The organism is Streptomyces sp. NPDC002520 (assembly GCF_053595235.1).
The window spans coordinates 35,620-49,762 of the sequence record NZ_JBSFXG010000042.1 but is presented as its reverse complement, the minus strand read 5'-3'; the positions used below and the strand labels follow the sequence as shown (position 1 = coordinate 49,762).

General features: G+C 72.5%; 14 protein-coding genes. 2 read left to right on the top strand and 12 right to left on the bottom strand.

The features are described 5' to 3' along the window. Nucleotides 1-2: 2 nt before the first annotated feature. The 5 genes from ACWD5D_RS37745 to ACWD5D_RS37725 form a co-directional block, all read right to left on the bottom strand. A complete protein-coding gene (locus ACWD5D_RS37745) occupies nucleotides 3-3,074 on the bottom strand; it encodes a helix-turn-helix transcriptional regulator (RefSeq protein WP_451377318.1) in 3,072 nt (1,023 codons plus the stop codon). Nucleotides 3,075-3,229: 155 nt separating this feature from the next. Beyond that, entirely contained in the window at nucleotides 3,230-3,421 is a 192-nt protein-coding gene (locus tag ACWD5D_RS37740) for a hypothetical protein (protein ID WP_451377317.1), read from the bottom strand. A 194-nt stretch (nucleotides 3,422-3,615) separates the two neighbouring features. Further along, entirely contained in the window at nucleotides 3,616-4,203 is a 588-nt protein-coding gene (locus ACWD5D_RS37735; protein ID WP_451377316.1) for a hypothetical protein, read from the bottom strand. 59 nt (nucleotides 4,204-4,262) lie between these two features. Further along, the gene (locus ACWD5D_RS37730) at nucleotides 4,263-4,826 is read right to left on the bottom strand and encodes a GNAT family N-acetyltransferase (protein ID WP_451377315.1); all 564 of its coding nucleotides are present in this window, start codon (nucleotides 4,824-4,826) and stop codon (nucleotides 4,263-4,265) included. Nucleotides 4,827-4,913: 87 nt separating this feature from the next. Then, nucleotides 4,914-5,243 carry a hypothetical protein gene (locus tag ACWD5D_RS37725; RefSeq protein WP_451377314.1) on the bottom strand — a complete coding sequence of 110 codons (330 nt, stop codon included), beginning with the start codon at nucleotides 5,241-5,243 and terminating at the stop codon, nucleotides 4,914-4,916. 184 nt (nucleotides 5,244-5,427) lie between these two features. Here ACWD5D_RS37725 and ACWD5D_RS37720 point away from each other — a divergent pair, with 184 nt between their 5' ends. Next, nucleotides 5,428-6,231: an SAM-dependent methyltransferase gene (locus ACWD5D_RS37720; RefSeq protein WP_451377313.1), complete on the top strand. Its 804-nt coding sequence runs from the start codon at nucleotides 5,428-5,430 to the stop codon at nucleotides 6,229-6,231. Nucleotides 6,232-6,335: 104 nt separating this feature from the next. Here ACWD5D_RS37720 and gatB read toward each other — a convergent pair whose 3' ends face one another. From gatB to ACWD5D_RS37690, 6 genes are all read right to left on the bottom strand, one after another. Next, a complete protein-coding gene (gene gatB / locus ACWD5D_RS37715; RefSeq protein ID WP_451377312.1) occupies nucleotides 6,336-7,850 on the bottom strand; it encodes an Asp-tRNA(Asn)/Glu-tRNA(Gln) amidotransferase subunit GatB in 1,515 nt (504 codons plus the stop codon). Between the two features lie 15 nt (nucleotides 7,851-7,865). Further along, complete coding sequence (locus tag ACWD5D_RS37710; protein WP_234536361.1) at nucleotides 7,866-8,108, bottom strand: hypothetical protein; 243 nt, start codon at nucleotides 8,106-8,108, stop codon at nucleotides 7,866-7,868. Beyond that, nucleotides 8,105-9,598, bottom strand: coding sequence for an Asp-tRNA(Asn)/Glu-tRNA(Gln) amidotransferase subunit GatA (gene gatA, locus ACWD5D_RS37705; RefSeq protein WP_451377311.1), 1,494 nt, complete (start codon nucleotides 9,596-9,598; stop codon nucleotides 8,105-8,107). Before gatA ends, ACWD5D_RS37710 begins: the two co-directional genes overlap by 4 nt. Nucleotides 9,599-9,604: 6 nt before the next feature. Next, nucleotides 9,605-9,901: an Asp-tRNA(Asn)/Glu-tRNA(Gln) amidotransferase subunit GatC gene (gatC, locus tag ACWD5D_RS37700; protein WP_073498632.1), complete on the bottom strand. Its 297-nt coding sequence runs from the start codon at nucleotides 9,899-9,901 to the stop codon at nucleotides 9,605-9,607. Between the two features lie 161 nt (nucleotides 9,902-10,062). Further along, on the bottom strand, nucleotides 10,063-10,557 hold the full coding sequence (locus ACWD5D_RS37695) for a cupin domain-containing protein (protein WP_451377310.1): 495 nt from the start codon (nucleotides 10,555-10,557) through the stop codon (nucleotides 10,063-10,065). A gap of 135 nt (nucleotides 10,558-10,692) precedes the next feature. After that, nucleotides 10,693-11,064, bottom strand: a complete 372-nt coding sequence (locus ACWD5D_RS37690) for a DUF4267 domain-containing protein (protein ID WP_451377309.1) — start codon at nucleotides 11,062-11,064, stop codon at nucleotides 10,693-10,695. Nucleotides 11,065-11,151: 87 nt separating this feature from the next. On the opposite strand from ACWD5D_RS37690, the gene ACWD5D_RS37685 reads away from it, so the two are divergent. Beyond that, nucleotides 11,152-11,730: a TetR/AcrR family transcriptional regulator gene (locus ACWD5D_RS37685; protein ID WP_451377308.1), complete on the top strand. Its 579-nt coding sequence runs from the start codon at nucleotides 11,152-11,154 to the stop codon at nucleotides 11,728-11,730. 168 nt (nucleotides 11,731-11,898) lie between these two features. Here ACWD5D_RS37685 and ACWD5D_RS37680 read toward each other — a convergent pair whose 3' ends face one another. Continuing rightward, nucleotides 11,899-14,139 carry a putative bifunctional diguanylate cyclase/phosphodiesterase gene (locus ACWD5D_RS37680; protein ID WP_451377307.1) on the bottom strand — a complete coding sequence of 747 codons (2,241 nt, stop codon included), beginning with the start codon at nucleotides 14,137-14,139 and terminating at the stop codon, nucleotides 11,899-11,901. Nucleotides 14,140-14,143: the final 4 nt, after the last annotated feature.

The following is a 14,143-nucleotide window of genomic DNA, read 5'->3' as shown; positions in this document are numbered from 1 at the left end:
GCTCAGTCCGGCGCACGGGCAGTGAGCGCGTCGGCCGGGAACAGCCCCAGCCGATGCGCAATCGCCGCCGCCTCGCCCCGGCCCGCGACGCCGAGCTTGGCCAGGATGTTGGAGACGTGGACGCTCGCGGTCTTCGGCGAGATGAAGAGCTCCTCGGCTATCTGTCGGTTGGTGCGGCCGGCGGAGACCAGGCGCAGGACGTCCCGCTCCCGGCTGGTGAGGCCGAGGGCCTCGGCCGGATCCGCCGGCGCGAGGGCCCGCCCGGGGGCACGGGTGAGCATGAGGCGGGCGCGCTGGGCCAGGCGGGTGACCGCGTCGGCCAGCGGCCGGGCACCGAGGTGCTCGGCGACCGCTCCGGACAGCCTCAGCAGCTCCGCGGCACGGTCGCGCTCGTCCTCGCCGCCGTCGGTGAGCAGGGCCCGGGCGAGCCCGTACCGGACGCGGGCCAGGTCGTAGGGACGGTCCAGGCACTCGAAGGCGGCTACCACCGGCGCCCAGGAGTCCGCGGTGTCCCGGCCCTGCGCGCGGAGCAGTTCGGCGCGGGTCCACTGCTCGTACGCCTGCCACAGCGGCACGCCCGTGGTGAGGGTGCGGACGGTCTCGAAGAGGCGGTGGAGGAGTTCGGCGCGACCGGCGTCGGCGGCGGGCAGGGTGCGCGCGTCGGCCTCGGCGCCGGCGGCGGCCCGCAGCAGGGGCCAGGCGTAGCGGTGGGTGCCGGGCGGGAAGCCGGCGTCCAGCGCCTGCAGGACTTCTGCGCGGGCGTCGAGAATGCGGCCATCCGCGGCGGCCACGCCGACGGCGACCCGGGCGACGGGCAGCCCTTGCTGGGGCATCGGGTCGTGGCTGCCGTAGTGGCTGCGGGCCGTGTCGAGGTGGCGTGCGGCGCCTGCGAGGTCGCCGCGGGCCAGGGCGAGGTGGGCGAGGTGCAGGGCGCCCATGCCGCGGGGCTTGGTGCTCTGGCCGATCCGGGCCGCGTTCGTGGCGGCCTCGGCGGCCTCCTCCCACTGACCGAGCGCGTAGCCGGCCTCGGAGAGGTTGCCCCACGTCCACGCCTCGGAGTCCGGCATCCCGTGCCGGCGGCTGAAGGCGACCCCTTCGCGCAGCACGGGCCGGGCCTCGCCGTCACGGCCGACGGCCTGCAGGCAGGAGGGGAGGTTGATGTAGGCGCGACCGGCGACGTGGGCCATGCCTTCGGCCAGCGCCTCTTCCAGGACCGTGCGCAGCTCCGCGAGCCCGGCGTCGCTCTCGCCCGCGTCGACGCTGAGGCCGCCCAGGGTGAGGCGCGCGTGCAGTTCGATCTCGCGGGCGCCGACCATGCGCGCGTACTGAACGGCCCGCTCGGCGGCGGCGAAGGCCTCGGGTCCGGGCCGGTGCAGCATGGACCAGTTGGCGACGACGGCCAGCACCTCGGCGTGCACCTCCGACGGCGGCAGACCGCGCACCAGGTCCTGGGCGGTGGCCAGTTCCTGCCAGCCGTCGCCCCGCGCCTGTGCCTGGACCAGGCGGGAGCGCTGCACCCAGAACCAGGCGGCGCGCAGCGGGTCGGGGTCCTCCTCCAGGAGCCGCAGCGCCCGCTTGGTGATCTTCAGGGCGCGTTCGCGTTCCCCGCCGAAGCGGCCGGCGACCGCCGCCTCCGCCATCAGGTCCAGGTAGCACAGCGGGGTGGTCGACCTGTCGCAGCCGCAGGGAGGGTAGACCTCGGCGTGGTCGAGCGGGCGCAGCGCGGAGCGGACCTCCTCGGGCGCCTCGTCCCACAGCTCCATCGCCCGCTCCAGAAGCCGCAGTTGCTCGGTGTAGGCGTGCCGGCGGCGGGCCACCACGGAGGCGTCCAGGACGGCGGGCAGGGCCTTGGCCGGGTCGTGGGCGTGGTACCAGTAGCTGGCCAGGCGCATCACGCGGGCGTCGGCGGGGACGAGCGTGGGGTCGGCCTCGACCGCCTCGGCGTAGCGGCGGTTCAGCCGTGAGCGCTCGCCGGGCAGCAGGTCGTCGGCGACGGCCTCGCGGACCAGGGAGTGCCGGAAGCGGTAGCCGTCGCCGTCGGGGGCCGGGATGAGGATGTTGGCGCCGACGGCGGCCCGCAGCGCCTCGATGAGGTCGTCCTCGGCGAGCCGGGTGACGGCGGCGATCAGCCGGTACTCCACGGTGGAGCCGCCCTCGGCGACGACCCGGGCGACCCGCTGGGCGGTCTCGGGCAGCGCCTCGACCCGGACCAGCAGCAGGTCGCGCAGGGAGTCGGTGAGTCCGGTGCAGCAGCCCTCGCAGGCGGCGACGGCGAGTTCCTCCACGAAGAACGCGTTGCCGTCGGAGCGTTCGAAGATGTCGTCGACCTGGGCGGGGTCGGGTTCGGTGGCGAGGATGCCGGCGATCTGGCGGCCGACCTCCTCGCGGGTGAGGCGGGCGAGTTCGAGCCGGCGGACGGTGCGCAGCCGGTCGAGCTCGGCGAGCAGGGGGCGCAGCGGGTGGCGGCGGTGGATGTCGTCGGAGCGGTAGGTGGCGAGGACCACGAGCCGTCCGGTGCGCAGGGTGCGGAAGAGGTAGGCGAGGAGGTGGCGGGTGGAGGCGTCGGCCCAGTGCAGGTCCTCCAGGGCGAGGACGACGGTGTGCTCGGCGGCGACCTGTTCCAGCAGCCGGGCGGTGAGTTCGAACAGGCGGGCCATGCCCTGCTCGTCGTGACGGCCGCTGGTGGCCTCGCCCAACTCGGGCAGCAGCCGGGCCAGTTCCCCCTCCTGTCCGGCCGCGGCGGCGGCGAACCGGTCGGGCAGGGCGTCGCGCAGGGCGCGCAGCGCGCTGGAGAAGGCGGCGAAGGGCAGCCCGTCGGCGCCGATCTCGACGCAGCCGCCCACGGCGACGACGGCGCGGCGGGCGGCCGCCGCGGCGAACTCCTCGACGAGGCGGGTCTTGCCGACCCCCGCCTCGCCACCGAGCAGCAGCGCCTGCGGCTCTCCCCCAGTGCCGAAAGCCTGGGAGGTACCCTCACCGGCGGCACGGGTGAGCGCGTCGTTCAAAATGGCCAACTCATCGGTGCGGCCGACGAACACGGGACTGACGGACCTGTTCTCCACGAGCCCGAGCATCGCACGAGGCCCGGACAGCGGGTCACCGGTTTTCCACAGGCGCGGTGCGATGGTCGTAGCGGAAGGCGGGACGGTCGTGCCGGCAGGCGGACGGGGTGTGCGAGGTGTACCGACGGGTGAACCGGTCGTACCTCCCCGTCCCGCCGGCCCGGCGTTCACGCGGTGCGTGGGAGCCGGAGCCGGCGAGGCCGGTCGGTATGGGTCCCGGCACCGGCGCCGTCGTGCCGCGCCGCCTCCTCGCGGCGGGCGGCGCGCACCGCGCGGGCGGTCTCGCGGGCCAGGCGCTCGGAGGCGGCCTCTCGGCGCAGTTCGGCGGAACGCATCCGGTGCAGTTCGTACTCGTACATGGCGTCTCCTCGAGAGCGGGTGTCGTGCCTCGCTGTCTGCGATGCCTCCACCTTCGTCCCCCAAGGGGGTGCGCCACATCGGGAGAGTTCCGCATCTTCGGCCGGGTGGCGGGCCATTGGACACGGATAAGGGGCCTCAGGGCGTCCGTAAGGTGCTTACGGACGCCCTAAGGCCCCCCTTGACGTGTGGTTTCTCAGCCGGCCGAGGGCAGGCCGAGCAGGGCGTCGGTGTACTTGAGGACGGCCAGGATCAGACCGACGACGCCGAGCGAGACGCCCGCCCACGCGACCGACCGGATCCAGCCGGCCTGCGGCCGGCCGGGGGCGCCGAACGCGGGCCGGGCGAGCACGACCACGCCGGTGATCAGCGCGGTCAGCGCGAACAGGCCCGCCCACAGGGCTGTGGTCTGCCAGGCGTTGCCGTAGACCGCCTTGAGCTGCTGGGCGACGCCCGCCGAGGACGACGTCCGCAGCTGGCCGATGAGCTGCTCGCGCGCGGAGGCGACGCTGCCGATCCAGCCGCCGTTCAGCGAGACGAGGCCCAGCGCGGCGGAGACCACGGCACCGGCGCCCTGGCCGACTCCGGAGGGGGTCTTCTCCTGGAGTTCCTCGGACGGCTCGAGCTCCTCAAACTCCTCGGACGGTTCGGACGCCCCGGCCTCACCGCTCTCCCCGGGCTCCTCGCTCAGTTCCCCGGCCGCTTCCGCACCCTCCGCTTCGGTGTCGACGGCCGGTGCCTGCTCTTCGTCTGTCTTCGTGACGTCGTCTGTCTTCGTTGCCATGCCCGGCACCGTACGGACGCTCTCTGAGAGGGGCCTTAATGATCGTTTCGATGCTCGTCTCAGGCGGTACGCGCGCGTGCCGCGTGCCACTCCGGGGCCAGCACCGCCCAGATCTCGGTGTCCGTGCGCCCACCGCGGTGCGGGTAGTTCTGCCGGAGCATGCCCTCGCGGGTCATCCCTAGCCGTTCGGCCACCTGGACGCTGGGCCGGTTGGCGGAGGAGGCGAACCACTCCACTCGGTGCATGCCTCGCTCGTCGAACGCCCAGTCCAGCAGCGCCCTCATGCCGCGGGTGACGAGCCCCCGCCCGGCCGCCGCGGGTTCCAGCCAGCAGCCGGCCTCGCAGACGCCGCTCGGGGTGTCCCAGACCCGGAACAGCAGACCGCCGGCGAGCTTCCCATCCAGCCAGACACCGTGCAGGCTGCCGGCGTCGGCGGCGCGCTTGTCGGCGTACGACTTCAGGTAGGCGCGGGCGGAGTCCAGGTCGGTGATCACGTCCGGCAGGCCGATGTGCCGGCCGATGAACTCCCGTCCGCGGTCGATGTTGGCGAGCAGGTCCGCCGCGTGCCAGACCTCCAGGGGCCGCAGTTCGGCACCGTCGTCACCCAGTGATGTCGCGTACATCGCGCTGTCGTTCCTTCCGCAGTTCCTCGACCGCCAACCTGTCGAGCCTCTCATGGACGGCGCGGGACTCGGGCGGGGGCAGGCATTTCAGTCGAACTGGTCTCCGAGCGCCATGACCATCGTCCCGGCGATCAGCAGCCACAGAGCCCGGCGGGTTCGGCCCCGGAAGCCGAGGAACGCGGCGCACGCGCACACGGCGGCGCCGAGGGCGTAGGCGGCGGGCACGAGGGCGGGCGCGGAACCGGTGAGCCGGAGCAGCGCGGCGGCCAGCCCGGCGAGGGTGAGCAGGGCTCCGGCCCCCGCGGCGGTCCAGCGGGCCCGGTGGGCCTCCGAGACGTCGTACGCGTCGTCCGCCCGTTCGTCCGCCTCGGCTATGGCGGGGTCGGTGCCGGTGCCGGAATCCGTGCGTCCACTCATGACGGTCGAGCGTAGTACCCGTGGGGGAGCAATTCGGATGCGGTGCGCCCGGGGGCGCTGTTAGCGTCCCGTCGTCCGTTCCCGGCATGTCGCCGACGACCGAAGCAGGTGCTTTTTTTGACGGTCCGACCGAGCTCCCACACATCCCTTTCCCGTACGAAGGAACCAAGGAGCCCGTTCGCCGATGTCCGACATCACCCCGAGGACCCCGGACACCCCGCTCGCTGACCGTCTCACCCACCCCCGCTACCCCCGCAGCAGCCGCTACGACGCCCGCTGGACCGTCGAGAACCAGATGGGGCCGCACGCCCTGTGGCTGCTGGAGTGGCTGGCGCCCGCGCTCGGCCTCGACCGGCTGCGCCCCGGCGCCCGCGTGCTCGACCTCGGCTGCGGGCGCGCCATGACGTCCGTCTTCCTGGCCCGGGAGTACGACGTCCATGTCGTCGCGGCCGACCTGTGGGTGAAACCCGACGACAACGCCGTACGCCTCGCCGAGGCGGGCGTCGCCGACCGGGTGCTGCCCGTGCACGCGGAGGCTCACGACCTGCCGTTCGCCGAGGGAAGCTTCGACGCGATCGTGTCCGTCGACGCCTACCACTACTTCGGCACGGACGACCTGTACCTGCCCACGGTGACCCGGCTGCTCAGGCCGGGCGGCCGGATCGGCGTCGTCGTGCCGTCGGTGCGCGAGGAGGTCGACGGGACCGAGCCGCCCGCACATCTCGCACCCCACTGGGAGCCGGGCTTCTGGTCGTTCCACTCCCCCGCCTGGTGGCGCCGGAACTGGACGCGCACGGGTGCCGTGACCGTCGAGACGGCCGACTGGCTGGAGGACGGCTGGCGTGACTGGCTGCTGTGGAGCGAGGTGTGCGCCGAGGAGAGCCCGAGCGAGTTCATGGCGGGCCTCGCGCGCGACTCGGTGGAGCTGATCAACGCCGACGAGGGCCGTCTGCTCGGGTTCGCCCGGCTCGTCGGGCGCCGCGACTAGGCGTCGGGCGCCGCGGAGTTGGTCGTCGGCTACGACAACGGCCCCGGAGGACATGCGAAGGCATGTCCTCCGGGGCCGTACGAAGCGGCGTCGGCTCAGCCGGCTCAGCCCTCGCTGACGCCCAGCCTCTGAAGGATCAGCTCCTTGACGCGGGCCGCGTCGGCCTGACCCCGGGTCGCCTTCATGACCGCGCCGACCAGGGCGCCGGCCGCGGCCACCTTGCCACCGCGGATCTTGTCCGCGACGCCCGGGTTGCCGGCGATGGCCTCGTCGACGGCCGCGCCCAGCGCGGAGTCGTCCGAGACGACCTTCAGACCGCGCTTGTCGACGACCTCGTCCGGGGTGCCCTCGCCCGCGAGAACGCCCTCGATGACCTGGCGGGCCAGCTTGTCGTTCAGGTCACCGGAGTTCACCAGCTCGGTGAGCCGGGCGACCTGCGCCGGCGTGATGGCCAGTTCGTCCAGCGCCTTGCCCGACTCGTTGGCGCTGCGCGCCAGTTCGCCCATCCACCACTTGCGGGCGGAGGCCGCGTCGGCACCGGCGTCGATCGTGGCGACGATCGGCTCCAGCGCACCGGCGTTGAGGATCGCCTGCATGTCGGTGGCCGAGATGCCCCAGTCCGCCAGCAGGCGGGTGCGGCGGGCCAGCGGCATCTCCGGCAGCGCGGCGCGGATCTCCTCGACCCACTCGCGCGCCGGGGCCACCGGGACGAGGTCGGGCTCCGGGAAGTACCGGTAGTCCTCGGCCTCCTCCTTCACGCGGCCCGAGGTCGTGGACCCCGTGTCCTCGTGGAAGTGGCGGGTCTCCTGGATGATCGTGCCGCCCGACGAGAGCACCGCCGCGTGGCGCATGATCTCGAAGCGGGCCGCACGCTCCACGGAACGCAGCGAGTTGACGTTCTTCGTCTCGGAGCGCGTGCCGAACTTCTCGCTGCCCTTGGGCATCAGCGACAGGTTGACGTCGCAGCGCATCTGGCCCATCTCCATGCGGGCCTCGGAGACACCGAGGGCACGGATGACCTCGCGCAGCTCACGGACGTACGCCCGCGCGACCTCGGGGGCGCGCTCGCCGGCACCGACGATCGGCTTGGTGACGATCTCGATGAGCGGGATGCCGGCGCGGTTGTAGTCCAGCAGCGAGTGCACGGCACCGTGGATACGACCGGTCGCGCCGCCCACGTGGGTCGACTTGCCGGTGTCCTCCTCCATGTGCGCGCGCTCGATCTCCACGCGGAAGGTCTCGCCGTCCTCCAACTGCACGTCGAGGTAGCCGTTGAAGGCGATCGGCTCGTCGTACTGGGAGGTCTGGAAGTTCTTCGGCATGTCCGGATAGAAGTAGTTCTTCCGGGCGAAGCGGCACCACTCGGCGATCTCGCAGTTCAGCGCGAGGCCGATCCTGATGGCCGACTCGACGCCGGTCGCGTTGACGACCGGGAGCGCGCCGGGCAGGCCGAGGCAGGTCGGGCAGGTCTGCGAGTTGGGCTCGGCGCCCAGCTCGGTCGAACACCCGCAGAACATCTTGGTCTTGGTGCCGAGTTCGACATGGACCTCGAGGCCCATGACGGGGTCGTACGACGCCAGCGCGTCCTCGTACGACACCAGGTCGGTCGTGGTGGTCACGGTGAAACTTCCCTCTCAGCCCAGCAGGACGTCGTCGTCGCCCAGCCGCTTCAGCTCGCGGTACAGGATGGCGAGGCCGGTGACGATGGCGACAGCGGAGACGGTGGCGTCGATGAGCCGCAGCGTGTCGTGCTCGGCGCGAGCCTTCTTGATCTGCTTGGTGACACCGACCGCGCCGAACGCGGTGGTGGCCATCGACAGGTACGTACCGGACTTGGACTTCTTGAAGCCCTTGGCCTTCGACAGTGCATTGCTCACAGCGACGGAGCCTCCTCCAGCAGCGGGTGACCCCACTTTTCCACGAACGCGGCCTCGACAGCGGCGCCGACCTTGTAGAGGCGGTCGTCCTGCATCGCCGGGGCGATGATCTGCAGGCCCACCGGGAGGTTGTCCTCCGGGGCGAGGCCGCAGGGCAGGGACATGGCCGCGTTGCCCGCCAGGTTGGTCGGGATGGTGCACAGGTCCGCGAGGTACATCGCCATCGGGTCGTCGGCACGCTCGCCGATCGCGAAGGCGGTGGTCGGCGTCGTCGGCGAGACGATGACGTCCACCTGCTCGAAGGCCTTCTCGAAGTCGCGCGTGATGAGCGTGCGTACCTTCTGGGCGGAGCCGTAGTAGGCGTCGTAGTAGCCGGAGCTCAGCGCGTACGTGCCGAGCATGATGCGGCGCTTGACCTCGGGGCCGAAGCCCGCCTCACGGGTGAGGGAGGTGACCTCCTCGGCCGAGTGGCTGCCGTCGTCGCCGGTGCGCAGGCCGTAGCGAAGGCCGTCGAAACGGGCGAGGTTGGAGGAGCACTCGGACGGCGCGATCAGGTAGTACGCCGACAGCGCCAGGTCGAAGGACGGGCAGTCCAGCTCGACGATCTCGGCGCCCAGTTCCTTCAGCAGTTCGACGGACTCGTCGAAGCGCTGGATGACACCGGCCTGGTAACCCTCGCCGCGGAACTGCTTGACCACGCCGACACGCATGCCCCGCACCGAGCCGTTGCGGGCCGCCTCGACGACCGGCGGGACCGGGGCGTCGATGGAGGTGGAGTCCAGCGGGTCGTGTCCGGCGATGACCTCGTGCAGGAGCGCCGCGTCCAGGACCGTACGGGCGCAGGGGCCGCCCTGGTCGAGCGAGGACGAGAACGCGACCATGCCGAAGCGGGAGACCGCGCCGTACGTCGGCTTCACGCCGACCGTGCCGGTGACGGAGGCCGGCTGGCGGATGGAGCCGCCGGTGTCGGTGCCGATGGCGAGCGGGGCCTGGAAGGCGGCGAGGGCGGCGGAGGAACCGCCGCCGGAGCCACCGGGGATCTTGGTGAGGTCCCACGGGTTTCCGGTCGGGCCGTACGCGCTGTTCTCCGTGGAGGACCCCATGGCGAACTCGTCCATGTTGGTCTTGCCGAGGATGACGACGTCGGCGGCCTTCAGACGCTTGGTGAGCGTCGCGTCGTACGGCGGGATCCAGCCCTCGAGGATCTTCGAGCCGACGGTCGTCGGCACGCCCTCGGTGGTGAAGATGTCCTTGAGCGCGAGCGGGACGCCGGCCAGCGGGCCGAGCTTCTCGCCGCGGGCCCGCTTCTCGTCCACGGCGCGGGCCTGGGCGAGGGCGCCCTCGCGGTCGACGTGCAGGAAGGCGTGCACCTTCTCGTCGACGGCCTCGATGCGGACGAGGTGGGCCTCGGTGACCTCGACGGCCGTCAGCTCGCCGGAGGCGATCTTCTCGGCGATCTCGGCGGCAGTGAGCTTGATGATGTCCGTCATGACTTCTTAGTCCTCCCCCAGGATCTGCGGCACCTTGAAACGCTGCTGCTCCTGGGCCGGGGCGCCGGAGAGCGCCTGCACGGGGGTGAGCGACGGACGGACCTCGTCCGCCCGCATGACGTTCGTCAGCGGGAGCGGGTGCGAGGTCGGCGGTACGTCTTGGTCGGCGACCTCGCTGACGCGGGCGACCGCGCCGATGATGTCGTCGAGCTGGCCTGCGAAGTGGTCGAGTTCTTCGGGCTTCAGCTCCAGACGCGCCAGCCGGGCGAGGTGGGCGACCTCCTCGCGCGTGATGCCAGGCATGCAGCGATCCTCTGGGGTGAGTGTGTGTGCTTTGGGGCCAATCCTATGGGGCGGGGCCCTGTGCCCGTGAAACGGTTTCCCGGCGCCCCGCCGTCCGGGTGCCGCCCCGGCCGTTCCCGGGGGATCGACTCGGCGTCCTCAGGGGGTCGCCCAGGGCGGCCTCAGCGGTGCCGGGCGTCCCACGCCTCGCTCCTCAGGAAGTGGTTGTCGTACCGCTCCTGGACCTCCAGCAGGCTCTCCGGGGTGAGCTCGCCGAGGCGGATGCGCTGCAGGTGACGGAAGTACTCGAAGCGCTCGACGCCCGGTGTGATGACGATGAGCAGGTCCGCCGTGGCGCCCGGGGCGGCGGCGAAGGCATGCGGACGGTCCGGGGGGACGATGATCAGGTCGCCGCGTTCGGCGGTGACGACGTCGTCGCCGGAGAGGACCTCGGCGGTGCCGTCGAGCAGGTAGAACATCTCGGCGGAGTCGCGGTGCGTGTGCGGGTGGGCCCCGTCGGCGCCCTCCGCGAGGGTGACGCGCACGGTGGACAGCGCGCCTCCGCTCGCGCTGCTGTCGGCGAGCAGCTTCACGCCGACGGGATCTCCCCCGACCACCTCGGCGTCGGTGTCACGGACGATCACGGTGTCATCGAACTTCGGCACGAACAAGGACATGGAACTCTCCCCCTGCGTCTGCGGCGCTCTATGTGCGTCTGTGGCGCTCTATGTCTGTGGGCCGTACGTCTGCGGGTCGTATCCCCACGGGCTCCCTACGGGCTACGGGCTACGGGCTCCACACCTGTGACGTCGTCAGACCGCGAAGAGCAGTCCGGCACTGATCAGTACAACGACCGCGGTGGCGAAGTGGATCCCGAAAGCGACCGCTTTCGTCCCGCCGTTGCGCAGGACCGTCAGGGTGTCGACGAGCGGGACGAGCGCCACGCAGACCATGAACCAGGCCTCGGCACGCGTCCCGGCGAAGGCCAGCAGCGCCAGGCCCACCAGGCCGAAGGTGCCGTCGCGCAGCCCCTTGACCGACAGATAGGCGCGGGCGTCGCCCGTGGGGTCGACAGGGACGCCGTAGCCGGCCGCGGCGGGGCCGGGCTGGAACCAGAACCGGTAGCCGAGGAACACGCAGAACAAGTCGAGCAGGACGGCGAGCGTGTACGCGGTGACTGTCATGCCGGAACTCCTTGCTAGCAACGCTAGGTACTGGAGCGAAGCTAGCAGAGCGTCGACAGATTGGCTAGCGCTGCTAGAATCCCAGCCATGTCGATACAGGCGCGCCGGGAGCGCGAACGAGCGGAACGCGAACGGCTGATCGTGACGGCCGCCCGGGAGCTGGCCGAGACGGAGGGCTGGGACGCGGTGACCACACGCCGGCTGGCCGCCGAGATCGAGTACAGCCAGCCGGTCCTCTACAGCCACTTCAAGGGCAAGGAAGCGATCATGGCGGCGGTCGCCGTCGAGGGCTTCGCGGAGTTCGCGACGGAGCTGCGCACGGCGCGCACGGCGGCCGGGGGCACGCGGGAGGCGCTGGCGGCGGTGGGCGAGGCGTACACGGCGTTCGCGCGCCGCCGCCCGGCCCTCTACGACGCGATGTTCACCCACCTGGTGTCCCTGCCGTTCGCCACGCAGGACGCCCCGGCACCGCTGCGCGAGGCGTTCGGCGAGCTGTTCCTCGCGGTGCAGCCGATCTCGGCCGAGGAAGAGGACCCCGGCCTGCTGACAGAGACGTTCTGGGCGGCCCTGCACGGTCTGGCCACCCTCATACGCAGCGGCCGCCTGCCGAAGGAGGCCCACGAGGCCCGACTGAACCTGCTGATCGAACGCTTCACGGCCGACTGAGCGCCACTGGCCGACCGAGCGCCACTGAAGGGGCGCGGGGAACGGCGCGACCAGCCGCACGACACCCGCGAGCGCCGACGACGATCAGCCGCCCACGGGACACGCCCACGACCCGGCCAGGTCGAACGGGCGGAGCGGAGCCGGGCCGAGCGGAGCCGGGCGGGAAAACTATTCGGCGGCTGGAAGCGCGGCGCGCGGCCGCTGCCATCCGCGCGACCCCCGCGCCCGCAGCCACGCCGTCGTCTCCTCGGGCGGCATCGCGGCGGCGACCAGCCACCCCTGCACCGCATCGCACCCGAGATCCCGCAGCCGCTCCCAGGTCTCGTCGTCCTCCACGCCCTCGGCGACGACGACGAGCCCCAGCGAGTGCGCCAGATCCACGGTGCACCGCACGATCTCGGCGTCCTCGGCGTCCACCGCCAGCCGCGCGACGAACGACCGGTCGATCTTCAGCTCGCTCACCGGCAGCCGGCGCAGATGCACCAGGGAGGAGTAGCCCGTACCGAAGTCGTCGAGGGACATCTTCACGCCGTGCCCGGTCAGCCCGGCGAGCGTGTCGGCGGCCCGCTGCGGGTCCTCCAGCAGCACGTGCTCGGTTATCTCCAACTGGAGCGCTCCGGCCGGGACACCGTGCCGGGCCAGCCGGGCCGCGACGGACCCCGCGAAGCCGGGCGTGTGGACGTCGCGCGGGGAGACGTTGACGGCCACCGGCACGCGCAGCCCCTGCGCCCGCCACCGGGCGACCTGCCCGAGCGCGGTCTCCAGCACGTACTCCGTCAGATGGGGCATCAGACCCGAGGACTCGGCTATCGCTATGAACTCGTCCGGCGGCACCTTCCCCCGCTCGGGATGCACCCACCGCACCAGCGCCTCGAGCCCGGCGACCTGCCCGTCGAAGCGGACCTTCGGCTGATAGTGCAGTTGCACCTCGTGCGCGTCCAGCGCCCGCCGCAGGTCCCCCAGCAGGCCCAGCCGGTCCGGGGTGTTGGAGTCCCGCTTGGACTCGTACGCCTCGACGCCCGTACGGTCCCGCTTCGCCTGGTACATCGCCACGTCCGCACGCCGCAGCAGCCCCTCGGCGTCCAGGGCGTGGTCCGGGAAGACGGCGACGCCCGCGCTGGCCTCGAGGACGAGGGTGAGCCCGTCCAGGTCGAGCGGGGAGCTGAGCGCCGCGACGAGGCCGCGGGCGATCCGGGTGGCCGATGTCGTGGAGTCGGCGACGGGCAGTAACACCGCGAACTCGTCACCGCCCAGCCGGGCGGCCTCCGCGCCCCGCGGCAGGGCCACCCGGAGCCGGTCGGCTATCTGCAGCAGCAGCCGGTCACCGGCGAGATGGCCGAGGGTGTCGTTCACCGACCGGAACCGGTCGAGGTCGATCAGCATGAGGGCCGCGCGCGCGCCGATCCGTTCGGCGTCGTCGAGGGCGGTCCATATCCGCTCCAGCAGCCACTGCCGGTTGGGCAGTCCGGTCAGCGGGTCGCGCAGCTGCTCCTCCGCGCGGGCCCTGGCCATCCACAGCGTGGAGTCGAGGGCGACCAGCGGGACGGCGAACAGCGGCAGCAGGATCGGCTGGGCGTCGGCGACCACGCACAGCAGCGGCGAGATGCCGAGCAGGGCCGCGGCCACCAGGCCCTGGCGGACCAGGGCGGTGCGGGCGACGGTGGGCAGTCCGCCGCTGCGCGGGGCGTGCAGATACCACAGCAGGCCGCGGCTGACCGCGAGATAGGCGCCCGCGGCGAGCACCACGGCGGGCACGGTGCCGATGCTCCAGCTGTCGGGCCGCCAGGGCTCCTCGACGCTCGGTACGCGGCCGAAGGCGACGAGTACGAGGGCCCCGGCGCCGATGCCGAGGATGTCCACCGCGCCGTGCAGCACCCCTTGGCGCCAGCTCTGGCGCCTGGCTATGCCGACCAGGACGACGACGGTGAGGCTGACCATGCCGGCCGGCACCCAGCCGTACAGCAGCAGGACGGCGACGGTGAGGGCGGCGCCGGAGCCGGTGCCGCCCCACCAGCGGGCGCGGCCGAGCATGACGAGGTGGCCGACGATGATGCCGGTGAGCAGGGCCAGCGACCAGCCGACCGCGCCGGACGGGAAGAGCGCGTGGTCGCCGGCGAAGGCGCGGTAGAAGCCGACGGCGAGGGCCAGTCCGGCGGCGGCCACGACGCCCGCGGGCAGCGCGGGCCAGGACAGATGTCGTTCGGGATCGGTGCCGGGCAGGCCGGGGACGGCCGGGACGGCCAGGGGGAAGGCGGTGGGGGCCTGGGCCGGGGCGGGCGGTCCGGCCCGGCGGGCACGCATGCCCGTACGTGCGGCCATACGGCCGGTCCACCGGGTCCCCCGCCACACGACCGTGCGGAGGCGCAGGCGCACCCGTGAATCCGGGGCGGCGCTCTCGGTCGGTTCCATTCCC